At 72.4% G+C, this 25838-nt stretch carries 15 protein-coding genes; all 15 read left to right on the forward strand.

The features are described 5' to 3' along the window. The first annotated feature begins 9 nt into the window (after positions 1-9). The 15 genes from AB0P17_RS09155 (at position 10) to AB0P17_RS09225 (ending at position 25801) form a co-directional block, all read left to right on the forward strand. A complete protein-coding gene (locus AB0P17_RS09155; protein ID WP_365809143.1) occupies positions 10-2004 on the forward strand; it encodes an AAA family ATPase in 1995 nt (664 codons plus the stop codon). Next, positions 1995-2330 (forward strand): hypothetical protein, encoded by a 336-nt coding sequence (locus tag AB0P17_RS09160; protein WP_365809016.1) that lies wholly within the window; start codon positions 1995-1997, stop codon positions 2328-2330. The genes AB0P17_RS09155 and AB0P17_RS09160 overlap by 10 nt, the downstream gene beginning before the upstream one ends. Next, complete coding sequence (locus tag AB0P17_RS09165; RefSeq protein ID WP_365809018.1) at positions 2327-9085, forward strand: DUF4157 domain-containing protein; 6759 nt, start codon at positions 2327-2329, stop codon at positions 9083-9085. The genes AB0P17_RS09160 and AB0P17_RS09165 overlap by 4 nt, the downstream gene beginning before the upstream one ends. Positions 9086-9099: 14 nt before the next feature. Further along, on the forward strand, positions 9100-9786 hold the full coding sequence (locus AB0P17_RS09170; RefSeq protein WP_365809020.1) for a hypothetical protein: 687 nt from the start codon (positions 9100-9102) through the stop codon (positions 9784-9786). Between the two features lie 18 nt (positions 9787-9804). Further along, complete coding sequence (locus AB0P17_RS09175) at positions 9805-10515, forward strand: hypothetical protein (RefSeq protein WP_365809022.1); 711 nt, start codon at positions 9805-9807, stop codon at positions 10513-10515. A 6-nt stretch (positions 10516-10521) separates the two neighbouring features. After that, positions 10522-10887 (forward strand): hypothetical protein, encoded by a 366-nt coding sequence (locus AB0P17_RS09180; protein WP_365809024.1) that lies wholly within the window; start codon positions 10522-10524, stop codon positions 10885-10887. Continuing rightward, positions 10880-12019 (forward strand): hypothetical protein, encoded by a 1140-nt coding sequence (locus AB0P17_RS09185; protein WP_365809026.1) that lies wholly within the window; start codon positions 10880-10882, stop codon positions 12017-12019. The genes AB0P17_RS09180 and AB0P17_RS09185 overlap by 8 nt, the downstream gene beginning before the upstream one ends. Before the next feature lie 34 nt (positions 12020-12053). Beyond that, positions 12054-12578: a phage baseplate assembly protein V gene (locus AB0P17_RS09190; RefSeq protein WP_365809027.1), complete on the forward strand. Its 525-nt coding sequence runs from the start codon at positions 12054-12056 to the stop codon at positions 12576-12578. 20 nt (positions 12579-12598) lie between these two features. Continuing rightward, positions 12599-12946 (forward strand): hypothetical protein, encoded by a 348-nt coding sequence (locus AB0P17_RS09195; protein ID WP_365809029.1) that lies wholly within the window; start codon positions 12599-12601, stop codon positions 12944-12946. Further along, positions 12943-13326 carry a GPW/gp25 family protein gene (locus AB0P17_RS09200; RefSeq protein WP_365809031.1) on the forward strand — a complete coding sequence of 128 codons (384 nt, stop codon included), beginning with the start codon at positions 12943-12945 and terminating at the stop codon, positions 13324-13326. The genes AB0P17_RS09195 and AB0P17_RS09200 overlap by 4 nt, the downstream gene beginning before the upstream one ends. Then, entirely contained in the window at positions 13323-16580 is a 3258-nt protein-coding gene (locus tag AB0P17_RS09205) for a putative baseplate assembly protein (protein WP_365809033.1), read from the forward strand. The genes AB0P17_RS09200 and AB0P17_RS09205 overlap by 4 nt, the downstream gene beginning before the upstream one ends. Continuing rightward, positions 16577-20554: a putative baseplate assembly protein gene (locus AB0P17_RS09210; RefSeq protein WP_365809035.1), complete on the forward strand. Its 3978-nt coding sequence runs from the start codon at positions 16577-16579 to the stop codon at positions 20552-20554. The genes AB0P17_RS09205 and AB0P17_RS09210 overlap by 4 nt, the downstream gene beginning before the upstream one ends. After that, a complete protein-coding gene (locus tag AB0P17_RS09215) occupies positions 20551-22803 on the forward strand; it encodes a hypothetical protein (RefSeq protein WP_365809037.1) in 2253 nt (750 codons plus the stop codon). Before AB0P17_RS09210 ends, AB0P17_RS09215 begins: the two co-directional genes overlap by 4 nt. A 121-nt stretch (positions 22804-22924) precedes the next feature. Next, on the forward strand, positions 22925-24523 hold the full coding sequence (locus AB0P17_RS09220; protein WP_365809039.1) for a DUF6519 domain-containing protein: 1599 nt from the start codon (positions 22925-22927) through the stop codon (positions 24521-24523). A 396-nt stretch (positions 24524-24919) separates the two neighbouring features. Beyond that, a complete protein-coding gene (locus AB0P17_RS09225) occupies positions 24920-25801 on the forward strand; it encodes a peptidoglycan-binding protein (protein WP_365809041.1) in 882 nt (293 codons plus the stop codon). Positions 25802-25838: the final 37 nt, after the last annotated feature.

The raw sequence follows: 25838 nt of genomic DNA on the forward strand, positions 1-25838 counted from the left end.
GGTGAGGACATGGACACGGGCACGCGGGCGGGTCGCACCGGTACGGCGGCGGACGACTCGGCGGCGGACGGCCGCGCGCTGTCCGAGGCGGTACGTTCCGTCCTCGCGCGCGTCGACGCCCACGCGCGGCGCGCACACCCCGAGAACGCCCCACCACACTCCCCCGCCCCCACCCGGTCGACCGGCCCCGGCCCCGCGCACCCCGCCACCCTGGAGGCCCTGGCCTCCTGCTTCGGGCTCAGCACCTTCGAACGCGAGGTCGTGCTCCTCGCCGCGGCGGCGGAGCTGGACCCCACCACCGGTACCCGCTGCGCGGCGGCGAGCGGTGACCCGGAGCGGGCGTACCCGACGTTCTCCCTCGCCCTGGCCGCGCTCCCCGAGCCGCACTGGAGCGCGCTGACGCCCGTCGCTCCCCTGCGCCGCTGGCGGCTGATCGAGCTGGCCGACGAGACCCGGCTGAGCGTGTCCCGGCTCCGCCTCGACGAACGCGTCCTGCACTTCCTGGCCGGCTCGCCCTATCTGGACGCGCGGCTGCACGGGCTGCTGCGCCGGGCGCCGGCACCGGACGCGCTCCCGGTCTCGTACGACGCGGCGGCCGGCCGGGTCGCCGCGGGGTGGGCGGGGGACGCGGGACAGCGGGCCCCGCTCCGGGTCGAGCTGGTCGGCGGCGATCAGCGGTCGCGCGCCGACATCGCCGCGGTTGCGGCGCGCCGTTCGGGGCTCGGGCTCTACACGCTGACGGCGGCGGATCTGCCCACCGCCCCGGACGAACGCGACCGGCTGGCCCGGCTCTGGCAGCGCGAGGCGGTGCTGCTGCCGGCCGCGCTGCTGGTCGAGATCGGGGACGGCCTGGACCGCGAACAGGCGGGCGCCGTTGACGCGTTCATCGAGAGCGCGGCCGTTCCGCTCTGCGTCTCCAGCGCCGATCCCCGGCCGAGCGAGCGGCAGCGCGGTGAGCGGGTCACCGTACCGACGCTCGATTCCGAGGAACAGCTCGGTGTGTGGACGGCCGCCTTCGACGGCGTACCGGATGTCTCCGAGGACGATCTGCGGGGCCTCGTGGAGCAGTTCTCGCTGCCGCCGCATCTCATCAGGGCCGCCGGGGCCGTTGTCGTACGGGACCTTCCGCACGCGAACGGCACGGACGCCACCGCACTGGCGTGGAAGGCAGGTCTGGAAGAGGCCCGGATGGGCATGGACGAGCTGGGCCGGCGCATCGAGCCGCAGGCGTCCTGGGACGATCTCGTGCTGGCGGAGCGGCAGTTGAGGATCCTGCGGGAGACCGTGGCGCACGTACGGCAGCGGGCCACCGTCTACCAGGAGTGGGGCTTCGCGTCGACCCTGCGCCGTGGCCTCGGTGTCACCGCGCTCTTCGCGGGCGGCTCCGGTACCGGAAAGACCCTGGCCGCCGAGGTGATGGCGAAGGAGCTGGGGCTGGATCTCTTCATCATCGATCTGTCCCAGGTGGTCAGCAAGTACATCGGGGAGACCGAGAAGAACCTGCGCAAGGTCTTCGACGCGGCCGAACGCGGCGGCGCGCTCCTGCTGTTCGACGAGGCGGACGCGCTCTTCGGCAAGCGCAGCGAGGTGAAGGACAGCCATGACCGGTACGCCAACCTGGAGGTCAGCTATCTGCTGATGCGGATGGAGGCGTACCGGGGCCTGGCGATCCTGACGACCAACATGAAGCAGGCCCTGGACACGGCGTTCATGCGCCGGATCCGGTTCGTCGTCGACTTCCCGTTCCCCGGCGAGGCCGAACGCGCCGAGATCTGGCGGCGGGTGCTGCCCGCGCGGGCCCCGATGAAGGGGATCGATCCGGAGCGGCTGGCCCGGCTGACCGTGGCGGGCGGCTCCATCCGCAACATCGCGCTGTCGGGTGCCTTCCTCGCGGCGGAGGAGGGCGACCGGCTCCGGATGCGCCACATGCTGGAGGCGGCGCGCACCGAATACCTCAAGCTGGACCGCTCGTTGACACCTTCGGAGGTCCAGGGATGGATCTGAACGGAGTACGGCACGACGAGCCGCGACGCGAGGCGCCAACGCCCATGCCCTCGGTACGGGTGGAGATAGGCGAGCTGGTCCTGGACGGCTTCGACCGGCTGGATCCCGACCGCGTATCGGCGGCCTTCGAGGCCGAGTTGGCCCGGCTCGTACGCGACCGGGGTGTCCCCCTGGCCACGGAGGGCGGCCGTGCCCTGGACGCCGTGACCGGTCTGCCGCCCCTCCCCGCGACCACCTCGCCGCGCCGCCTGGGCGAGGCATTGGCGCGCGCGGTACACGCGGGCCTTTCGGGACGCGGTGAGCCGACACGAGGGAGCGGGCGATGAGCACGCAGAGCGCGTCGGCGGCGGCGCGGGAGGCCCGTGCCGCGCAGGAGGCCAGGCGCCGTCAGCGCAAGGAGCGCGCCGCGGCGTCCCGGGCACCCGAGCCCAAGGACATCGTCAGCGGCGCGGGCCAGCCGCTGGACGTGAGCGTCCGCCGCGAGCTGGAGGAACAGCTCGGCCACGACCTCGGCCGCGTACGCCTCCACACCGACCGCGACGCGAGCCACCTGACGGACCTGCTGGGCGCGGACGCGGTCGCGGTGGGCCAGGACATCTTCTTCGGCGAGGGCGCCTACCGCCCGGGCACGGCGGACGGACAGCGGCTGCTGGCACACGAGTTGCTGCACACGATCCAGAACCCGGACGGCCTGGGCACCCTGCGCGCGGGCCGTGACCTGGGCGCGGTGAGCCTGCCGCAGGAGGGGATGGAGCGCGAGGCGGAGTCGTCGGCCCAGGCCCTCGTACGCCCGGAGCCGGCCGGGGCCGAGCAGTCCGCCCCACGGGTCGAGGAGGGAGGGGCCACCCCGGGCTGGCTGCGGTATGCCACGGTGGACGCCGACCGGCGCCGCATGGAGGAACTGGACCCCGCCACGCTGATCGACCGCCTGACGAACGGCGTCGTACGCTCCCTGCGCGGTGACCCCGAGGACCGGTCGGGCCGGGCACGGCTCCAACTGGCGCGTATGGCACCGACGGTGCAGGAGAGCGTGCTCGACCGGCTGGAAGTACGGCTGCCCACCCCTGTCCTCGACCGGCTGCTGGTCCTGGTCGACGAGACGGAGCAGCAGGGCCCGCTGCCGATGCGGGCTGCCGGGGCCCCGGCGCCTCTTCCGGGCGAGGCGGAGGAGATCACGCGGGAACGGGAGCGGGAGCCCGAGCCGGGTGAGGCGCGGGACGACGGACGGGAGCCGGCGGAGGACCCGCGGGAATCCGCCGGGCAGGATGAACGGGACCGCCCGGGTGAGGGTGGCGGAGGGACCGGTGCCCGGGACGGCGCCGATACCGCGGCCTCCCCGGCGCGGGTCGCCGACCAGGACCGGGAAGAGGCGGCGGGCCGGCAGCAGGACCGGTCGCAGTCCCAGCAGGAGGACCGGGACGCCGCCGCCCGCGATGGAAAGGACGCGGCCGCGCAGGAGGACGCGTCGAAGGGCGAAGCGGGCGCCAAGGAGGAGGAGCAGCAGGAGCAGGAGGCGGAAGGCCCGGCGGACAACGACGCTCAGGAGCAGGAGCAGCAGGCCGCGGAGGAGCAGCCGCAGCAGGCCGCGGAGGAGCAGCCGCAGCAGGCCGGCGCCCCGGCCGGAGGCCGCGCCGAGAGCGGGGACACCACAGCTGCCCCGCCGGCCGTGGACAGGAGCGGAGCCGAACCGGGTGAGAAGGCCAGGACCGGCCGTGACCTCGGCACGGCCCGCGCCGCGGGCGATCGGGACAACGAAGAGGGCGCTGACGACGAGCCGTTGGGGCTGGACTCGGAATCCGCGGAGGACGGCGCCGGGGAACAACGCGACTCGGAAGCGGACGAGGACGCGGGCAGGGGGAACGAACCCGTCCCCGACATCGACCTCGTCGGATACACCGATGCGGCGAAGAACCCCGGACTCGTCGAGGAACGGAAGAAGGGAACCGCCGCCCGGCCCAGCCTTCCCTCCACGGCTGTCGCGTCGGCGCCGAGCGCGGAGCAGGACCAGAGCGCATCGGACGCATCGGCGGACTCTTTCTCGCGTTCCGGGGCCGAGGAGGACGCCGGAGGAGAGACTGCCCAGGACCTCCTGGGCGACGCGTCCGCCGAGCAGGGCCTCGGGGCCGCGGAAGGCGGCGGTGCGGGCGGCCTGGGGGTGCCGGGTTCAGGGGCGGCCGCGGCTGCCGGGGCGGATTCCGCCGAAGCGGCCTGGGAGAAGAGGCAGGTGGAGGAGCGAGGGGAGGACGCCGAGGCGCAGCGGCGGGACGAGGCGGCTCGTACCGCCGACAGCGCCGGGGGCGGAGCCGCCGCCGGGCCCGGTGAGACGGCCGCTCCTCGGCAGTTGGACAAGGCCGGTGAGGACGCCCGTAGTCAGGGAGCCGATACGGCCTCGTCCGGCTCCTCCGGCTCCACCGCGGAGGGCAGGGCTGCCGCGACCGACGGGGGCGGCCGGACGGAGGCGGGCGGGGAATCGGAGCGTCCCGCCGGGCCCCAGAGCTCTGGCGGGCCGACCGGCACGGAGAGCGGTGCCGGAACCGGCGGGACCGCCGAGGCGGGTACGGGCCGGACCGGAGGCGGCGGGAACAGCGCGCAGGAAACACCCGCCCCCACGCCCGGCCCCGCCCCCACCGACCAGGACGTCACCGAGGGCGGCGGGCCCGCCACCTCCCCCGCCCCGCAGAGCGGCCCGGACAAGGTCTCGGCGCCGGGACCGGTTTCCGCTCCGGCGCTGTCGCCGGGCAACGGTCCCACGCCCATGGCCGGTCAGGAGGCGAAGGGCACATCGCCCAAGGCCGCCGCGGCGCCGCGTTCCGGGTCCGCGGGGGCGGCTCCGCGGGCGAGGCAGACGGGGGCCAAGCGACAGGCCGCCCGGCAGGCGGCGAAGACCGTCCGCCGGGGCGGCGGTGGCGGGGGCGGCCGCTCTGCCTCGGCTCCGGCTCCCGGGCGGGCCGGTCGTGGCGCGGGTAGGACCGGTGGGTCCGGCGCGGGGAAGGCCAAGAAGGAGGCTCCCGCGCCCGACGTCTCGAACGCGACGCCCGAGTCGGGGCTGGCCACCGCGGCGGGACTCAAGCCGCACCAGGCGCTGGAGACGCTGAAGGGCGTCGACGGCGCGGTCGGCCGGTCGGTCGAGAAGGAACGGACGACGCTGCGCAAGGCACCACCGAAGACGCGGCGCCCGTCGGGCTCCCCGAGGACGGTGCCGGGTGGCCCGACCGTGGCCGCACCCGGTACGTACACCAACGCCAAGGTGGCCCGTACCAAGGCGGCGCAGGGCAGTACGCCCGAGATCACCGGCGAGCAGAAACCGGAAGGCGAGCTGCCGGGTTCGAACGTACCGGAGCCCAGTTGGTGGGACATCGCCGTGACGATCGGCGCCCAGTTGTTCGGCAGCCTGCTCAAGGAGATTCTGCCGCTGGACGACCTGATCGACTCGATCCTGGGGCTCCCCACCAAGGACGAGGGGCTGCAGAACGCCAAGGTGGGCGACGCGCCCGGGCTGCCGTTGGAGAACGACTCGGATCCGGAGCGCACGGACGAGCAGAGCCGGAAACTGGACGACCGGAAGAACGAACTGCACCGGTCGGGCCGTACGGACGCGGGCCTGCCGATGGGCGAGGACCAGATCTATCCCGACGTGCCCGTGGAGACCCTGACCGGCAAGGTGCCCGGCGGGAAGAAGACCGCGAAGACGAGCGGCCCGCGGTCGGTGTCCGGGAGCGTGCCGATCGAGTCCGCCTCCGCCGTGGCCGAGCACGACCGCGGCCCGCAGATCCAGGCCGGCTTCGCCGAGGGCCGGGGCAAGATGACCAAGGAGCGGGGGGCGAAGGACGAGAAGTCGCAGCAGGACAAGGAGAAGTACGACCAGGACCTCAAGCGGGAGGTCGACGCCAGCAGCAAGAAGCAGTCCGACACCCGTGAGAAGGGCAGGTCCGACATCTCCGCCTCCCGCGCCGACTGGCGCCAGGAGCAGGACGACAAGGTCGCGGAGATCGACGACAAGAAGGGCAAGAAGTACGAGAAGGTCCGGAAGGACATCACGGACAAGGAGAAGGAGACCGACGAGGACGTCGACAAGCGCACCGAGGACGACAACCAGAGGATCACGGACACACAGACCGACGCGGAGCGGGAGGCCGAGGAGAAGCAGGAGGAAGGCAAGAGCGACGCGGACAACTGGCTCGAAGAGGCCATCGAGAAGCTGAAGGAGTTCTTCGAGGAGCTCAAGAACGCCATCAAGACGGTCTTCGAGGAGGCACGCCAGGTCGTCACCGACCTCATCGACCGGTTCAAGCAGGCGGTCTTCCAGCTCATCGACGACGCCCGCAACTGGGTCATCGACCAGATCAACACCTTCGCCGATGCCCTGATCGCCCTGGGTGACGAACTCCTCGCCGACTACCCGGCGATGCGCGACAAGTGGCGCAACACGATCGACGGCGCGCGCGACTGGGCCGTGGACAAGGTCAACGAGTTCGCCGACGCCCTCAAGGAGGTCGCCGGCAAGCTGCTCGACGGCCTGTGCGGGGCGCTGCTCGCGGGACTCGATCTGCTGGAGACGGGGTTGCTGGCGGCCGTCGACGTCGCGGAGAGCGTGACCGTCGGCGCGCTGGAGTTCGGCGCCGCGGTGGTGCAGGGGCTCGGCGAGTGGGCGGCCATCTTCAACGACATCGTCTCGGATCCGGGCGACTGGATCAGCAAGGCGGGGGCCGCCGCGGAGGCCGGGGCACAGGATCACCTCTTCGAGGAGATCAAGGCCGCCGTCAAGGCCTGGTTCGACCAGAAGGTCCAGGAGATCATCGGCATCCCGATGGAGGACTTCCAGGAACTCCTCGACGGTGGCGTCACCGCGGAGGAGATGGGCCAGATGGCCTGGGAGGAGGCCCTCCCGCAACTGCCGCTCATCATCGGTGTCCTGGTCGTCGAGAAGGTCGTCTCCCGGCTCATTCCGGGCGCCGGCTGGGTGATGGCCGTGATCGACGCCCTGCAGACGGCGTGGGGGGCGCTCAGTGAGATCCTCGCCGCTTTCGGGCTGTTCATGGACTTCCTGAAGTCGGTCAAGGGCGGCAAGGGGGCGCTGCCCTTCGCGAAGGCGGTCGCGGCGGGGGTCGTCGCACTGCTGGAGCTGGTGTACCAGTTCCTGATCGAAGGTGTCGGCCGGTACATGGGCAAGGTGGCCGACCGGCTCGGTGACATGCTGAAGAACCTCCGCAAGAAGAAGCCGGGACCGTCCGACACTCCGGGCCAGCCGGACCCGCCCGGCAAACCCAGGAACGACGAGCCATCCACGGCCGCGGACGACCGCACCCCGACGAGCGACCGCCCGGCCACCGACCGCCCGGCGCCCCGCAAGCCGACCTCGGACCAGACGTCCCGCCCGCGGCCGAAGCCCAGCCCCGGCAAGCGCTCCTCCCCGGAGAAGAAGCCGCGCCTCTCGCACACGACACGGCCGAAGAAGCGCCGTAACGACGAGGAACGCCGCGAGGACGGCCGCGAGGTGAACGCGGCGAGGCGACGGGCGCGGGACGCGGAGCGCAGGACACGGGACGAGGACCGGGACGGCCCCACGTCCGGGCCCACGCGCCGCGGCCCGGCCCGCGACACACTCCGCCCCGACCGCCGCCGCCCGGGCCCGGACCGCAGGGACGACCGCGACCGGGACCGCGACCCGAGGAACACACGCCGCGACGACCGCCGCCGGGACGACGACCGCAGGGACGACCGGCGCCGCGACACCGACAAGGACCGCCGCCCCGGTGACCGCCCCCGCCGCCGCCCGATCCGGCGCGCCCGCCAGACCATCAAGTCAGCGGTCAGCAGGGCGCGTCGGGCGGCCCGCAGGCTGTACGGCAAGGCGCGCCGCAAGGTCGGCGGCCGTCTGAACGACCGGCTGCGCAGGCTGCGGAATCAGTGGCGGCGCCGGCACGACCGCAACAGAGACCGGAATCGGAATTATGACCGGCAAAAGGAAAGCCAGCAGGATCAACCCCGTTCGTACAACATGCCCCAAGTGCGTTTCCGTGCCAAGGACGGCGAGCCGCACACACTGCTATACCAAGGGCGTGGAAAGGGAGCACTCCTGATGGTCCGATCGGACCCTCAGGAGATCCGTGGCTACCTGGACAAATGGGCCAAGGACATCGGGCCTGTCACGAACACACCGCGAGCACAGGTCCAGAACGTGCTTCGCGGCCAGGCGGAGGAAGCTCATCGCCAGGTGGAATCGGAACAGAGGAACCTGCCCGCTACCGTGACCACGGCCGAACACCGGCGTGTGTGGGCGGCACGAGACCGACTGCACGACAAAATGCGGCGCCTCGCCACGTTGCTGGAGTACCGGGAGTCCAACGATCCCAAGCCCGACCTGCTTCCGACCTTCATCCCGAAATTCCAAGATGGCATACGAGCTCGTGGATTCGAGGCCACTGGAATCAACAAGAACATCCCTCGTGGAGAAATCTCCTCGAAGCACCGCCCCGGAAACCCCATAGGTTACGACTCACTGCCCAGCACGGACGGGACTTGGGTACGTATGCACCTCCTGACCGAGCTGCTCAAAGGACCTGCCAGCGGATCGAACCTGGTACCCGCACCGGGATCCGAAGTGAACACAAAATTCGCCTTCCGTCTGGAGAGGCCCGCTTGGAGGGCCGTCACGGTCGACAAGAGCGAAGACATGATCTGGTACAACGTCGCCGTCTCCTTCCATTCGGACAACCAAACGGACCCGAACTACGGCTACCCGAAGTCCATCGGGATGAAGTGGGGCGGATACACTCCGAAAGACAAGCGATGGATCAGGAAGCCGGCATCCCTGTCATATGTACGTGACGACATCGAAAAGCCAGGCCGCTACAGCCTCTTCAACATCAACGGACGCAGCCCGGCGAGAATCTCCAAGAAATTCAACGTGACCCCCGTTTTCGCAAAGGCCGTCGTACTTCAGTCCCCGTACCGGGACTTCCGCTATCTCAGACTAAGAATGACGAGGTACAAGCGGAACCTGCCCGCCGGGCAACTGACGAGCTTCCAAAATGACCTTCAGAAGCTCGACGCCAGGAAGAGCGAACTTCGATACAACTGATCCGGAGAAAATCTGTGCCCGACTTGAGCGATTACGAGCGGCGCTATCTGTCCATGCTCGACGAATTGCAGGGGGCTCTCGACGTGGACGTCCTGCACGAAGACAGGGGGGGATTCGAAGAACTGGCGGGAGATGCCGACGAGGACTTCGCGATGATCGCCGAGGAAGAAGGTGTGGTACTGGATCCCTCACTGCGCCGCAGCTACCTACGATTCGAGGGACTGTCCACCCACTGGGCCATCGAACGCCCCGGTACGTATCTGACGGGCGAGTTCTCTCTCGTCCACCTTGCCGCCGCCATGCTTACGACCGGGGTCGATCCGGCGACCGACGAGCCGTCCGACCAGGAGCGAGCTCTCTACGCCGAACTCCGCCCCTTCGACGAGCAGCCGCGCGGCGGCGACGGAACTCTGTCCGCGCTGCACATACGCCCGGGATCCAATTCACCCGAGGTGTGGTACTACCACGCCACCCGCGGCGTCTTTCGCATGAACCTGGGATACGCCGAGTACCTGGATGCTCTGCTCATCACCAAGGGAACGCACGGATGGCAATATCTATTCACCGACGTTCCGATGCGCGACATTCTTTTCCAAGGAGCCGCGGAGAACATCCAGGACATGTTGCGAATTTTCCCGGAAGTCTTTCCTCAATACGACTACAAGCCTTTCGCGGAGCGGCTCGCCGAACGCCTTCGCTAGACACATGGACAGGAACTCATGACCCGCTACGCCGACATACCCAAGCCCATCCGCTCCGGCATCGTCATCGTCGACCCCGAGCGCGGCACCCCCCAGCGCATCATCGTGCTGCAGTTCAACCCCGACACCCTCGAACGCTCCGTCTCGCCCCAAGCCGCCGGCGGCAGTGGTGACTCCGGCGGCGGAGGGAGTGGAAGCGGGGACCGGAACGAGGCGCTGCGACTCAAGGGCCCGGCCCAGGAGACGTGGAAGTTCACCGCCGAGATCGATGCCACCGATCAGTTCGAGGTCGCGGCGCCCGACGGGATTCATCCTCAGCTCGCCGTGCTCGAAATGCTCGTGCAGCCCACCACCGCGCAGCTCCGCGCCGCCACGCGGCTCGCGCAGAACGGGACCATTGAGATCAGTCCGATCGAGACGCCGCTCACCCTCTTCACCTGGGGGAGCAAGCGGGTGATGCCCGTGCGGTTGACCGAGTTGTCGGTCAACGAGTCGGCTTTCGACGTGAATCTCAACCCCATTCGGGCGAGCCTCAGCATCGGGCTCAAAGTGCTCACCGTCAGCGATCTGCCCGCCGGGCATCGCGGGGCCGAGTTGTATCTGGCGCATCTCGCGCAGAAGGAGCGGCTCGCCGCCGCCGCGGTCGGTGGGCAGCTCGGGAGTCTTGGGCTCAGTGGCGGGGCCGGTGGCTTCGGCAGTGTGGGATTCGGCGCCGGGATCGGGAGGTAGGCGGAGATGATCGAGCCGTACGAGAGTGCCCTCGACGCTATTCCAGGGGCCCATCCGTATCCCCGTGACAGCCGGTACCACGATGTCGAGATCGGGGTGCACATCCAGGCCGACGGGACCGAAGTGCGGTATGCCAAGCGGCGGTTGTTGCCGGCGCTCGACACGGCGGAGAACGCTACCGCGCCGCACGTCGTCAGCAGCGGGGAGCGGCCCGATCACCTCGGGCAGCGGTACTTCGGGGATCCCGGGCAGTGGTGGCAGATCGCCGACGCCAACCCCGTCCTCGATCCGCGGGAGTTGACCGCCGAGCCGGGCCGGCGCATCGACGTGCCGTTGCCGGGCGGCGGATACCCCGGGGGCGGTCGTGGCTGATGAGCCGGTCGGGAACGGGCCCGTCCATCTCAGCCTGTACATGGGGCCCCAGCTCACCCGTCCCGTACCGGCCGAGGTCACCGAGGCGCTGCTGTCCGCGCAGATCACCACCACCGCCGGGGAACGGAGCGGGTTCCAGATCGCGTTCGATCTGACGAAGACAGGGGTGATCAACCGCCGGTTGCTGCCCGAGGGGTTCTTCGATCCGCGGACCCGGGTGATCGTCACCGCCGCCGTCAAGGGCGTCTCCACCGTGCTGCTCGACGGGCTGATCGTGCGGCAGGAGGTCGGTGCCAGCAATCAGCCGGGGCAGACCACCCTCACCGTCACCGGCGAGGACCTCACCCTGCTGATGGATCTGGAGGAACGGACCGACCGGTATCCCAACCTCGCGCCGTCCCAGCGCGTCGAGCGGATCCTCGCCAAGTACGCCGACTACGGCATCGGCACGCGCATCATCCGCGAGCAGGTGCAGCAGCCGCCCCGCGAGCAGTGGCGCGTGGACTACCAGACCGGGACCGATCTCCAGTATGTGAACGAGCTGGCCAGGGCGAACGGGTTCACGTTCTATCTCGAACCCGGGCCACGCCCCGGGCGGTCCGTCGCGTTCTGGGGGCCCGAACAGCGGATCGGGCAGCGGCAGCACGCGCTCAACGTCAACATGGACAACAACTCCACCGTCGACCAGCTCACGTTCGCGTACGACGGGACCGCCCGCGAGGAGCCGCAGGCGCGCGTCCAGAATCCGCGCACCCGCGATGTCACCCTGCTCGCCCCGCCCGACATCGGCCCGCTCCGGCCGCCGCTCGGCCGCCGGGCCACGCCCGCGCTCAAGCGCAAGACTCTGTCGGGGACCGCCAAGAAGGACCCGGGACAGGCCGAGGCGGAGGCGCTGGCGCGCGCCGCGACCTCCGCCGACGCCATCTCCGGGTCCGGATCGCTGGATGTGAACCGGCACGGCTACATCCTGCGCCCGCGTGAGCTGGTCGGGGTGCGGGGCGCCGGGGTGACGTACGACGGCGACTACTACGTCAAGTCCGTCACCCACAACCTCAGGCCCGGCTCGTACCAGCAGAACTTCACGCTCTCCCGCGAGGGACTCATCGCCAGGGGCACCACCGTCCGTCCGTAGAGGACGCCAGGGATCAGACCAGGAGCTACTTCGTATGGCGGCACCGAACAACCGCTTCCTCGGCAAGTTCCGGGGCCGGGTGATCGACAACAGGGATCCCCTCAGGATCGGCAGGATCACGGCCCAGGTGCCGGATGTGCTCGGCGACGAGGCGTCCACCTGGGCGCTGCCCTGTCTGCCGTTCACCGGACGCCAGTCGGGTCAGTACGCCGTCCCGGAGATCGGCGCCGGGGTGTGGGTGGAGTTCGAGCAGGGAGACCCCAGCTTCCCGGTCTGGACGGGGTGTTGGTACGGGGACGCCGCCGAGCTGCCGCCCCGCGCGAGCGCGGAGCTGCCCGCCTCGCAGCCGGTGGTGATCCAGACCCCCGGCAACCACAAGCTGGTCATGTCGGACGTGCCCGGCGGCACCGGGATCCTGCTGGAGGCCAGGGGCGGCGCGTACATCCGGATCGACGAGAAGGGCGTGACCGTCGGCAACGGCAGTGGCGCGACCATCGAGTTGATCGGTGACGAGGTCAGCATCAACGGGGGCCGGCTGACCGTGCCCAAGAAGCGATGAGCACAGCGACGGGGAGAGACATGTTGTCCGGGAATCTCATCAACACCGGGTTCACCATCAGTTGTCCGCACGGCGGCCGGGTCGTACCCACGGCCGGTGCGGCGTCCGGGGTACGGCTCGACGGCCTGCCGGTGCCCGCGCCGTCCGACACCTTCGTCGTCACCGGTTGCCGGCACACCGTGGACCGGGTGCCGTATCCGTGTGTCACGGTCCGCTGGACGCCGGGGTCCGGCGACGACGCGGTACGGATCGACGGCGTGCCCGTGCTGCTGGACACCACCTCGGCGCTCTGCCTCAGCGCCGCGCTCGTGCCGCAGGGGCCGCCGGTCGTGACCCCGCTGTCGGGCCGGGGGGTGTGCGCGCGATGAGGAACAGCACTGTACGGAGTGACATCGCCTTTCCGTTCCGGATCGACCGCCGGGGGCGTACCGGGCACGCCGCGTACGACGACCATGTCCGCGACCTCATCGAGCAGTTGCTCTTCACCAGCCCCGGTGAGCGCGTGATGCGCCCCGACTTCGGGTGCGGGCTGCTCGATCTGGTCTTCACGCCCAACAGCCCCGAACTCGCCTCCGCGCTGGAGCTGTCCGTACAGGCGTCGCTCCAGCGCTGGCTGGGTGAACTGATCGAGGTGGAGGCCCTGGACGTGGTCAGCGAGGAGAACGTGGTGCGGGTGTATCTGCGGTACGTGGTGCGTGCCACCGCGAGCCGGCGCGACGAGGTGTTCGAGGGGGGTGGTCCGGCATGAGCGGGCCCGGAGGCCAGATGGAGTGCCGGACGGACGGGCGGCGCGCCCGGGTGCGGGCCGCGCGGCTCGGCGGTGTGGACGCGGTCGAGGTCGGCGACGACGGGCTGACGCTCACCGTCACCTTTCTCGGGAAGGCTCCGCACGGGCTGTGCCCGGAGAACGTACGGATCGACGGCGGCCGGCGGATCACCGGCATCGAGGCCGTGGACGTCTCCGTCGAGCGTGCGGAGGACCCGGAGCTCGACGACCGGCTGTTCGTCACGCTCGACCGGACCGGTGACACGTCCCGCTACCGGCTCTCCCTCGTCGAGAAGGACCCGTACGGACGGCCGGGTACCGAGCCGTTCCCCGGCTTCGACCAGCGGTACCACTCGGCCGGGTTCGGCTTCCGGGCCGGTGGTCCGACGCCGTTCGACTGCGTGGACGAGGGGCCCCATGGCGGCACGGCTCCTGCCGGCGGCGCGGCGCCGGGCATCGGCACGGCGCCCGTCTTCGGCGCGGCTCCGGTCACTGACACCGCGCCGGTCATCGACTACGTGGCGCGCGACTACGACTCGGTCCGCAAGGTGATCCTGGACCGGCTGGCGCTCACCACGCCCGACTGGGTGGAGCGCAACGCCGCCGATCTCGGCACCACACTGGTCGAACTCCTCGCCCATAGCGCCGATTTGATCAGCTACCAGCAGGACGCGGTGGCGACGGAGGCGTATCTCGACACGGCACGGCGCCGGGTGTCGGTGCGCCGGCACGTACGGCTCATCGACTATCCGATGCACGACGGGGTCAACGCCCGCGCGTTCGTGACCGTCGAGACCGGCCGCCGGCTGAGCCTGGCACCGGGTACGTTCCGCTTCGCCGCCGTCGACGTACGGAGGCTGGGGCCGCGCGACCGGCCCGAGACGGGCACCGTCCTCGACGACCGGGAGCTGGCCGCGCTGGACGAGCGCGGTTCGGTGGAGGTCTTCGAGCCGGTCGTCCCGGAGAGGCCGTCAGGGCCGGCGGCGCCGCTGGTGCTGCGGCCCGAACACAACACCATCCGCTTCTGGACCTGGGGCGGCGAGGAGTGTGCGCTGCCCCGGGGCGCCGTCTCGGCGACGCTGCGGGACGCGTGGACGGACGAGGAGTGCTCGGCCCGTGCGCTGGATCTGTCGCCGGGCGACCTGCTGCTGATCGAGGAGGTACGGGGCGCCCGCACCGGCACCCCCGGTGACGCGGACCCGGCGCACCGGCAGGCCGTACGCCTCCTGTCCGTCACCCCGGCCGTCGACCGGCTGGCGGATCAGCCCGTGCTGGAGGTGACCTGGGCGCCGCGGGACGCGCTCGCGTTCCCCGTCCGTCTCTCCACCCTCGGCGGACCGCGGTGTGCGCCGGTCGAGGACGTGAGTGTGGCGCGCGGCAATGTCGTACTCGTCGACCACGGCCGGTCACTGGCCTTCGAGCGGGGCGCCACGGGGGAGACGGTGGTCGTGCCGCCGGCGCCCGCCGTCCTCGGGTCCTGCAGGCCCGCCGGCTTCGGCTGCGGGGAGCCCGGCCAGGGCAACGCACCCGCAGCGCTGCTCAACTCCCTCATGGAACAGACCAGTTGTGGGCGCGCGCTCACACCGCGCCAGGTGCGGGAGCTGTTCAGCGTCGTCGGCGACGAGGCCACGGAACGCGTCGGCATCGGGCTGGAGCAGGCGGGCCGCAAGCGCGAGAAAGTCGTCCCCGGCACCGCCTACGCGCAGGCCGAGGCGCTGGCGGCGCTGCTGGCCCAGGTCACCTACCCGGGCATCGCGCCGCGCTTCCGGCCGGTGCTGCACCACTCCCCCGTGGTCCAGTCCGTACCGTTCCCGGAGGCCCGCCATGTCTCGGCCGGGCAGGCCGACCGGCTCGCGGCGATACCGGACCGGGTACGGCGGCGGCTCGTGGAGCTGTGGCGCGGCGCCCGGGACCACGACGGGCTCTCGGGCGAGGAAGTCCGCGAACTGACCGTGCTGTTCGGGCTGCGGGTGCTGGAACGTTTCGAGCTGCGCCGCCATCCGGTCGCCGCGCTACGGGAGTTGCTGCACCGCAGTGAACGGCTGCTGGCCCCGAAGCTGCGCAGGATCGAGGTGCTGAGCGCGCGGGCCCGCGCGGGCGCCGTGCTCGACAGCGCCATCGCCTGGGAGATCGAGCACAGTTGGGGCCCGGAGTACGCGGCCGGCCTCGACCCGGACGATCCGGTGCTGCACGGACCCGCCACCGCCGTCGTCCAGGATCCGCGTGCCGCGCTGCCCGCGGTGCGGGTGCGGGACGGCGACGCGTTCTGGGCCCCGCGGCGGGATCTGCTCGGCAGCGGGCCACGGGACCGGCACTTCGTCGGCGAACTGGAGGACGACGGGCGGATCGCGCTGCGCTTCGGCGACGGACGGTACGGGGCACGGCCCCGGCCGGGTGCCCGGCTGGAGCCCCGCTACCGGATCGGCGGTGGAACGGCGGGCAATGTCGGCGCCGAGGCCATCGGCCACCTGGTGGTGTGCCGCGATCCGGACGCGCCGGAGACCTCGGGCGCCGATGCGACAGCAGCGGTGCGCCGGGTACGCAACCCGCTGCCGGCCGTCGGTGGCACGGATCCCGAACCCGTCGACCAGGTACGCCAGTTGGCGCCGCTCGATCTGAAGCGCCGACGGCTGCGCGCGGTCACCGCGGAGGACTACGCGGCGCTCGCCGCCGCCCTGCCCGGGGTGCGGCGCGCGGCGGCGGAGATCCGGTGGACCGGGAGTGTGCGGGAGGCGCAGGTCGCCGTCGACGCGCTGGGAACCGACGAGCCCGCCGCCGAGCTGCTCGACTCCGTGTCGTACGCGCTGGAGCGGTACCGCCGGATCGGCCACGACCTGGTGGTGGGGCCCGCCCGTACCGTGCCGCTGGACGTCCGGCTCGTGGTGTGCGCCGCCCCCGGCCACCAGCACGGGCAGATCCTGGCCGAGCTGTACCGGGTGCTGGGCGGCGGACGGCTGCGGGGCGGCGGACTCGGCTTCTTCCACCCCGACGCGCTCACCTTCGGCGAACCCGTACGGCTGAGCCGGCTGGTGGCCCTGGCGGCGGGCGTACCGGGCGTGGAGAGCGTCCGGGTGACCCGGCTGCGCAGGCTGTTCCACGGGGATCCCCCCGATGACACCGCACTGGAGGACGGCGTGCTGCGGCTCGGACCGCTGGAGATCGCGCGCCTCGACAACGACCCCGACCGGCCCGAGAACGGCCGGCTGTCGATCGAGCTCGGCGGAGGTGCGCGATGACCGGCAGCGCCGGAACCGGCCGTGGCTGCGACTGCGGCTGCGGCGGTCACGACGAGCGGCGGGCGCCCGCACCGCTGTACAACCCGCCGGGCCGCACGGCGCTCGACTACCGTGTCGGTACGTACGGTTCGTTCCTCGCGGCCCTGCTCGACCGGCTCGCCTCCCCCGCCTACCCTGCGCTGCGCGGGCTGACCGTCCGGACGCCGGACGATCCGGCGATCGGGCTGCTGGACGCCTCGGCGGTCGTCGGCGACCTGCTCACGTTCCACACCGAGCGCGCGGCCGACGAGGGGTATCTGCGCACGGCGAACGAACACCGCTCGCTGGCACTCCTCGGCCGGCTGGTCGGCCACCGGCCCCGGCCGGGCATCGCCGCCGACACCCACCTGGCGTACACACTGGACCGCGATCCGCGCGCCGAGGACCTGCCGGTGCTGATCCCCCGCGGGGCGCGCGCCAACAGTGTGCCCGCCGGCGCGGACGAGGAGTCGCAGGCCTTCGAGACCAGTGCGGACCTCACCGCCCGCGCCGCCTGGAACGAGCTGGCGGTACGCCGCCGCCGTCCCGCGCTGCTCACCGCGGAGGATCTGCGCAAGCGGTCCGAGATCCAGGTCGCGGGAACCGACACGTCGCTCCGGACCGGCGACAAGCTGCTCTTCGTCTTCGGTACGGCGGCGGGCTCGGGCTCCGGTTCGGGCTCAGGCTCCGGTTCGCGTGAGGGCTCGGGTGAGGGCTCCGGCCCGCGTGAGGGCTCGGGTTCGGGCGGCGGGCAGGGTGGTCAGCCGCTATTGCTGCCCGTCGCGCGCGTCCGCCTCGACCGCCAGGACGACGTGACGGCGATCGGGCTGCCGCAGTCCCCGCCGCCGTCCCTCGCCGAGCTGGTCGCGGAGGTACGCGAGTGGATCACCGAGGACGACCGGGAGACCGAGGAGGGCGACCCGGCCCCCGACAACCCCAACCCGCGTCCCGTCAGCATGATCATCTCGGTCTTCGACGACCAGGTGCTGGCGCCGCTGCGCGCGGATCTCGACGGGATCACCACGCCGGCGGGGCTCGTACGGCGGCTCGCCGCTCCGCGTGAGCGCATGGCCGAGGCGGCGGCCGTGGCCGCCGCCCACGAGGATGTCGTCGCCTGGTTCGAGCAGCTGGCCGCTATCATCGGCGAACTGGCCGAACGAGCAGCCGAGTTGGGGACATCCCAGCCGGAGCCACCGGAACAGCCCGACCAGCCGGACCAGCCCCTGCCACCGGAGGGGTCCGCGCTCACCGGCCGGCCCGACCGGCCCGGTGCACCCGGCGGCGTGACCGGCACCACCGCCGGTGCCGCCCTGCGGGCGCTCGGCGCCGTACTCCCCGCGCTGCGCACCGGTGGCGCGCGGCCGCCCTCCGGCCACGGGACGCCGTCGGGCGCCCCCGGCCAGCTCCTCGCGCCCGACTCGGACCTCGGCGCCCGGCTGCTGGCCGCGCTCGATCCGCGGGTGTCGGACAGCCTCTACGCGGCCTGGCGCAACGCCGCCCCGGCGGCCTCCGCCGGGGCCACCGTCCCGCTGCTGCGCGAGCTCCAGGCGATGCGGGTGACCGCGGCCCCCTTCGGGGCGACCGCGCCGCTCCAGCCCGTACAGGACGAGCGCGGCCGGGTCATCCGCCAGACGGACTGGCCGCTCACCGGCTCCGCGCTGACCACCGTACGGGTCGTGTACGACACGGCGGGCAAGGTGGCGGTGCGGGCCGAGTTCCAGCACACCGAGTACGGCTCGTCCGTACAGACGTCGGAGCCGCTGCCCGCCGCGAAGACCTTCGGCCTCGGCCCCGGCCAGGTCGTCCTGACCACCCGCCCCGCGCCGAACGGCAGCGGGAACAGCGACGGCGGCAGCGGGAACGGCGACCGTGCCGAGCCCGAACAGCCGGGTGTGACAGCCCAGTTGCTGCCCGGCCTCCCCGAGAGGACCCTCTTCGTCTCCCTCCCCGGCGACGACGGCCGCGTCCGGATCACCGTCCGGGGCAGTGAGTCGAAGGAGTGGTCGCTGGCACCCGGCGAGCGCCGACAGGAAGCCCACGAGGGGTACGAGTTGACCGTCCGCCACGCGTCCGGCAGCGAACCGGCGAATGTCGAGATCGGGATCGCGACCGTGCCCGAGCGGCCCCGCCGCCATGTCCTGGCGCTCGACTCCGTGCAGGACGGCGTCACGGTCGGGAGCTGGGTCGCGATCGAGCGGCCCCGCAAGGGCGCCACCGGCCCGGACGGGATCCCCGGTGATCCGAAGCTCGCCTCCGTGAGGACCAGGGTCACCGCGGTGCGCACCGCCGCGTACACCGACTACGGCATCACGGGGCGGGGCACCGAGCTGACCCTCGCGGAGCCGTGGCTCGACGCCCACGACGTGCTGCTCTCCACGATCCGGGACACCGTCGTGCACGCGGGCGGCGAGCCGCTGCGCCTCGCGGACGAGCCGCTGGGCGCGGACGTCCACGGCAACGAGCTGGAACTCGACTCCCTCTACGACGGGTTGACCGCGGGCCGGCATCTCGTCGTGTCCGGGGAGCGCACCGACATCCCCGGCACGACGGGGGTGCGCGGCACGGAACTGGCGGTGATCGCCGCGGTGGAGCAGCGCCTCGACCCGCTGCTGCCCGGCGACCACGTCCGTACGACGCTGACGCTCACGGCCGGTCTGGCCCACCGCTACCGCCGGGACACGGTGCGGGTGCAGGGGAACGTGGTGCCGGCGACGCGCGGGGAGAGCCGTGACGAGCCCATTGGGAACGGCGACGCGGAGCGGGTCAACCAGACGTTCGCCCTCTGGCAGTCGCCGCTGACCTGGCTGCCCGCCGACAATCCGCTGGGCGCCGTCCCGACCCTGGAGGTGCGCGTCGACGGACTGCGCTGGCACGAGGTGGACAGCCTGGCCGGACACGGGCCGCGGGACAGGGTGTACGTGTCGGGGACGGACGCGGACGGGCGCCCGACGGTGACCTTCGGCGACGGGGTGATCGGCGCCCGGCTGCCCACCGGGCACGAGAACGTACGGGCCCGCTACCGCTTCGGCACCGGCCGGGCGGCCAACGTGCCCGCGCACCGCGTCACCCAGGCCATCACCCGGCCGCTGGGCGTCACCGCCGTGACCAACCCGCTGGCCGCGACGGGGGGCGCGGACGGCGACGGTCCCGGGCTCACCCGGCGCACCATCCCCCTCGCGGTCTCCGCGCTCGACCGCCTCGTCTCCCTCCGGGACTACGAGGACTTCGCCCGCTCGCGGGCGGGGATCGGCCGGGCGACGGCCCGTGAGATCTTCGACGGGCGGCGGCGCGTGCTCCATCTGACGGTCGCGGGGACCGACGACATCGCGATCGCCGACGACTCCGAGGTGCTGCGCGCGCTGCGCTCCTCGCTCGCGCGGTACGGCGACGCGCGCCTCCCGGTCCGGGTCGACGTGCGCGAGCTGGTGCTGTTGCTGCTGGCGGCACGGGTGAAGGTGGCCCCCGACCACACCTGGACCGTGGTCGAGCCGCGGCTGCGGCAGGCGCTGCTGTACGCGTTCGGCAGCGGACGGGGGGAGTTGGGCCGTCCCGTCCATCTCTCCGAGGTCCTGGCGGCCGCCCACCGGGTGCCCGGTGTGGAGTACGTGGATGTCGATGTCTTCACCGGGGTGCCGGCGTCGGTCACCGCCGACGGGCTGTCCGTGCTCGCGGACGGCCTCACCCGCCCGCGCGCCTCGGTCCCGGCGCGGCCCGCCACGTACGACGTGGACACTCATCAGGTCACCGCCGAGGACGGCGAGACGCTCACCCTGATCGCCGCGCGGTACGGCCTGTCGCTGGCCCGACTGCTGCGCCTGAACCCGGACATCACCGATACCCGGCCGCTGGAGAAGGGGCGGGTGGTGTGTGTCTTCCGGGGCATCAGGCCGGCCCAGCTCGCCCTGCTGACGCCGGAGGTCGCGGACACACTGATCCTGACGGAGGTCACCGCATGAGCAGGGAACCGGACGGGCTCGCGGAGCTCCTCCCGCAGTGGCACCGGCTGCGCGACACCGAGGACGGCGAGCCGCTGCGCGCCCTGCTCGCGGTGATCGCCGAGCAGGTGGACCGGGTACGGGACGGCGTCGAGCAGGGGTACGAGGACCGGTTCGTGGAGACCGCGGCGCCCTGGGTGCTGCCGTACCTCGGTGACCTGGTCGGTTACACCGCGCTGCCGGGGTACGAGCGCGTACGGGCGCGCGGGCTCGGTACGGAGGGTGTGGACGCGGCGGAGGCGCGGAAGCGGCTCGCGGAGGCGCTGGCACCGCGCCGCGATGTCGCCGCGACCGTCGCCAACCGGCGGCGCAAGGGCACGCTCGCCCTGCTGGAGGAGCTGGCCGAAGGGGTGGCCGGCCTGCCGTCACGGGCGGTGGAACTCTCCCGGCTCGTCTCGCACCACCAGCCCGTCAAGCTGTACGGGGCGGCGACCGCCGCGGTGGACGCCCGCCGCCTGGAGCGCGGCAGGCTCGCGGATGTACGGGACGGCGCCGCGCTCGATCTGGCGGGCGGTCCCTTCGGCGCGGTGGCGCGGACGGCGGAGGTCCGGCGGGCCGGATCGGAGCGCCGTCAGGGCGGCAACTCCCCCGCCGGGGTGGGGCTGTTCGTGTGGCGGCTGAAGCCGCACCACGTGACGGGCGCGCCCGCGTACTGCGTGGACCGGGCCCGTAACCTCTACACGTTCTCGATCCTCGGCAACGACACACCGCTGGCGACCAGGCCGGTGCCCGAGCCGTCGCCCGCCCATGTCGCGACGATCGACCATGTCCCCGCGTACATCCGCCGCAGGCAGCTCGCCGACCGGCTCCTGGACTACTACGGCCCCGGGAAGAGTTTCACCATTCGGCGCGACGGGCGGAAGGAGCCGGTGCCGCTGTCCGACCTCGTCGTGGCGGACCTGACCGACTGGCGTTACCGCCCCGCGCGCGGGCAGGTGGCCGTCGACCCGGTGCTCGGCCGGATCGCGTTCGGGGCGCGCTCCGCGCCGCGCCAAGGCGTCTGGGTCAGCTATCACACCGCGTTCTCCGACGACATGGGCGGCGGCGAGTACCCCCGGGACCGGGAGACGCCGGTGACGGCGGCGGTGTACCAGGTCGGCCCCGGCCGCCGGTATCAGCGGATCATGGACGCGTACGGCGCGTGGCGGGACGACCGGCGCGGCGGGCGCTGCGGCCCCGACGGCGTCATCGAGATCACGCACAGCGGCGCGTACCAGGAGCAGTTGGACTTCGAGCTGGACCCCGGCGACCGCCTGGAGGTGCGGGCGGCCGAGGGCGCCCGGCCGGTGATCCGGCTGCTGGACTGGTACAGCAACCGGCCCGACGCGCTCAACATCCGTGCCACGGGGGACGGGGAGGAACCGGAGGCCGACGGCGAAGGCAACAGCGACAACGACAACGACGCGGGCGGGGAACGGAGGGGAGCCCCCGCGGGCGCGGCGCGGCCCGCGGCGCCGCGGATCGTGCTGGACGGTCTGCTGATCACCGGGCGCGGTCTCCATGTCTCCGGGCCCGTCGGCGCGCTCGTCCTGCGCCACTGCACGCTCGTCCCCGGCTGGTCGCTGGAGCCGCACTGCGAGCCGCACTCCCCCGAGGAGCCGAGCCTGGTGCTGGACCGCACCACCGCGTGTGTGGCGATCGAGCGGAGCGTCCTCGGCACCATCGAGGTGATCGGTGACGAGGTACGGCACGACCCGCTGCCGCTCCACATCCGTGACAGCGTCCTCGACGCCACCGGCCACGACCGGGCCGCCCTGTCCGCGCCGGACTGCCGCCACGCCCACGCGGTGCTGCACGCGTACCGCACCACGGTGATCGGCGAGATCCACGCGCACGCGGTGGAGATCGCCGAGAACAGCGTCTTCACGGGGGTGGTCCGGGTGGCCCGGCGGGGCATCGGCTGTCTGCGGTTCTCGTACGTGCCGCCCGGCTCCCGCACCCCCCGGCGCCACCGCTGCCAGCCGGATCTGGTGGGCCGGGAGAACGCGCAGCTCGTACGGCCGCTGTTCACGAGCGAGCGGTACGGGACGCCCGCGTACGGGCAGCTCGCGGCCGGGTGTGCGGAGGAGATCGCGCGGGGCGCGGACGACGGCTCCGAGATGGGCGCCTTCCACGACCTCTACCAGCCGCAGCGCCTGGACAGCCTGCGGGCCCGGCTCGCCGAGTACACCCCGGCCGGTACGGACGCCGGCATCTTCCACGTCACCTGACGCCTGACCTCTGGCACCTGGCCTACGACACCCGACCTCTGGCACCCGACCTCTGGCACCCGACCGGGCACCGTACCCGACGCTTCACGACCCACCGAACTTCCGAGGGGGACCCCTTCCCATGCACGCAGACATCTCCCGCGACACCTACCGGCCCGAGCGGCACTACTCGGCCGTGCTCGCGCAGCAGGGCCGAGTCCAGCTCGACGCGGACGCCAACGAACAGGCCGCGATCCAGCTCGCCCAGGCCCGTACCGTCGCCGCCGACCTGATCGGTCGGCACGGCGGGCCGCGCGACGCCACCGGCTTCGCGGTGGGCTTCGTGCCGGGCAAACGGGAGCTGGACGATCTGACCATCGGCGGCGGCCGTTACTACGTGGACGGCATCCTGCTGGACGCGGACCGGCCCGCGCCCGGCGTCCCGGTCCCGGACGACGAGGCCAGGACCGCCGAGGAGGGTGACGGGGGCCAGGACGGCGAAGGGGCCCCGGCGCCCGCCGCGCCGGAGCCGCCGGCCGGCTGGACGTACTGGGACCAGCCGGACGCGTACCGGGACCCGGAGCGCCCCGGCGACCGGCTCCCCGCCCAATTCCCTTATCTGGCCTATCTGAAGGTGTGGGAGCGCTCGGTCACGGCGGCCGAGGACCCGCTGCTGCGGGAGGTGGCGCTGGGCTCCGCGATGCCGGACACGGCGGCCCGGCTCAAGGTCGTCTGGCAGGTGCTGCCGCTGCCCGGCGCGGCGCTGGAGCTGGAGACGGCCGACGGTTCGCCGCAGAACCAGGACCAGGTGCGGGAGGCGTTCGCCCGCTGGGTGGCGGCGCAGGAGCCGACGGCCCGGATGGCGGCGCGCAGCCGGCGGCCGGAGCACGCGGACGAGGAGCCGTGCCTGGTACGGCCCGACGCCCGGTACCGGGGGCCGGAGAACCAGATGTACCGCGTGGAGATCCACGAGGGCGGCACGGCGAAGGAGGCGACGTTCAAGTGGTCGCGGGAGAACGGCTCGGTGACCTTCGCCGTGGACGGACTCGACGGTACGTGGGTGGAGCTGACCTCCCTCGGCAGCGACGACAAGCTCGACCTGAACGTCGGTGACCTGGTCGAGTTCACCGACACCGGGGCCATCGGCCGGGGCGAGCCGCTGCCGCTGCTGCGGGTGGAGGAACTCGACCTGCCGGGACGGCGCGTACGGCTCTCCGGTGAGCCGGAGCGGCACGTGGGGCGGCGCCCGGAGCTGCACCCGTTCCTGCGGCGCTGGGACCACCGGGCGGGCGGGCGCCACACCGGGGGCGGCGGTACGGGAGGCTCCGGGCGGCCCGGGCAGGGCGCCGGGAAGCTGCGCGGCGGCGCGCTGCGGATCGAGGAGGGCGGCTGGCTGCCGCTGGAGGACGGTGTGCACGTCTACTTCGAGCCGGGCCGGACCTATCGCTCCGGTGACTTCTGGACCGTGCCCGCGCGTACGGCCACGGGCGACGTCGAGTGGCCGACGGACGCGGCCCGCCGGCCGCTGCTGCGCTCGCCGCGCGGGATCGAGACGCACTACGCGCCGCTGGCCTGGGTGCTCAGCGAGAGCGCGGTGACCGATCTGCGGCTGGCGTTCGGCCCGCTGGCCGGGCCGGTGCCGGCGGCGAGCGAGGCGGAACTGGCCGCGGAGCGCGCGGCGGAGGAGGAGACCGTCGCCGCGGAACGGGCCGCCGCGGAGGCGGCACAGCCCCCGGCCTAGGGTCTTTCGTTTGGATCAGGCTGGATCAGGGAGCGGGGTCCGGTGCCGTGGATCGCAAGGCGGAGGAGGGAGGCGACGCAGGAGCGGATGGGGTCTCCCCTGGTCGAGCGAAGCCGAGACCTCGGGGATGACTGACGACAACGCCGCGAGGCGCGGTGCCAGGGCACGCGAGCCCAGCCTGATCCAAACGAGAGGCCCGAGGGACCGGGGAGCACGGAGGACGGGTCCGGGAGCTGACCCCGCGCGGGAGCCACCGGCGAGGCCCCCCTCCACACACACCGGACCAGCACCAACACCAACACCAACACCAACACCAACACCAACCGTTGTAGCAGCAGATACAGCAGCCGACGCAGCAGCAACAGCACACCGGAACAGCCGTGAAGGAGCACCACGATGGCCACCCCACTGACCGCCGCCAGACTGCTCGAAGCCCTCCGTGACGAGGGGCTGAACGTCGTCGAACACCGCAGCTGGCGTACCCACAACCGCAACCACAAGGGCGCCTGGGGACCGGTGCACGGGGTGATGATCCATCACACCGTCACCTCCGGCACCGACAGCTCCGTGGAGCTCTGCTACAACGGCCACTCCTCCCTCCCGGGGCCGCTGTGCCACGGAGTGATCGCCAAGGACGGATCGGTCCATCTGGTCGGCAACGGCCGGGCCAACCACGCCGGTCTCGGCGACGACGACGTGCTGCGCGCGGTGATCAACGAGACGGCGCTGCCCGCCGACAACGAGGCCAACACCGACGGCAACCGCTATTTCTACGGCTTCGAGTGCGTCAACCTGGGGAACGGGCAGGACCCGTGGCCCGCCGCCCAGCTGGACGCGATCGAGAAGGCCGCGGCGGCGATCTGCCGCGCGCACGGCTGGACGCAGCGCTCGGTGATCGGCCACAAGGAGTGGCAGCCCGGGAAGATCGATCCGCGCGGCTTCACGATGGACTCGATGCGCACCCGGATCGGGAACCGGCTCGGCGGAAAGCCCGAGGTCCCCTCGAAGCCGCCGGCCACACCCCCGGCGGCGTACGAGCCGTTCCCCGGGGCCGCGTTCTTCGCGGTGGGGCGGCGCAGCGCGGTCGTCACGGCGATGGGCAAGCGGCTGGTGGCGGAGGGGTGCGGGCAGTACCAGGTCGGGCCGGGGCCCGACTGGTCGGAGGCCGACCGGGCCTCGTACGCCGCGTGGCAGCGCAAGCTGGGCTACTCGGGCGGCGACGCCGACGGCGTCCCGGGCCGGACGAGCTGGGACCGGCTCAAGGTCCCCCAGGTCTGATCCGCCGCACCGCCGGCGCCCCGGGGTCCTGTACGGC

The sequence above is a fragment of the Streptomyces sp. NPDC088124 genome, assembly GCF_040685895.1.
GTDB lineage: Bacteria > Actinomycetota > Actinomycetes > Streptomycetales > Streptomycetaceae > Streptomyces.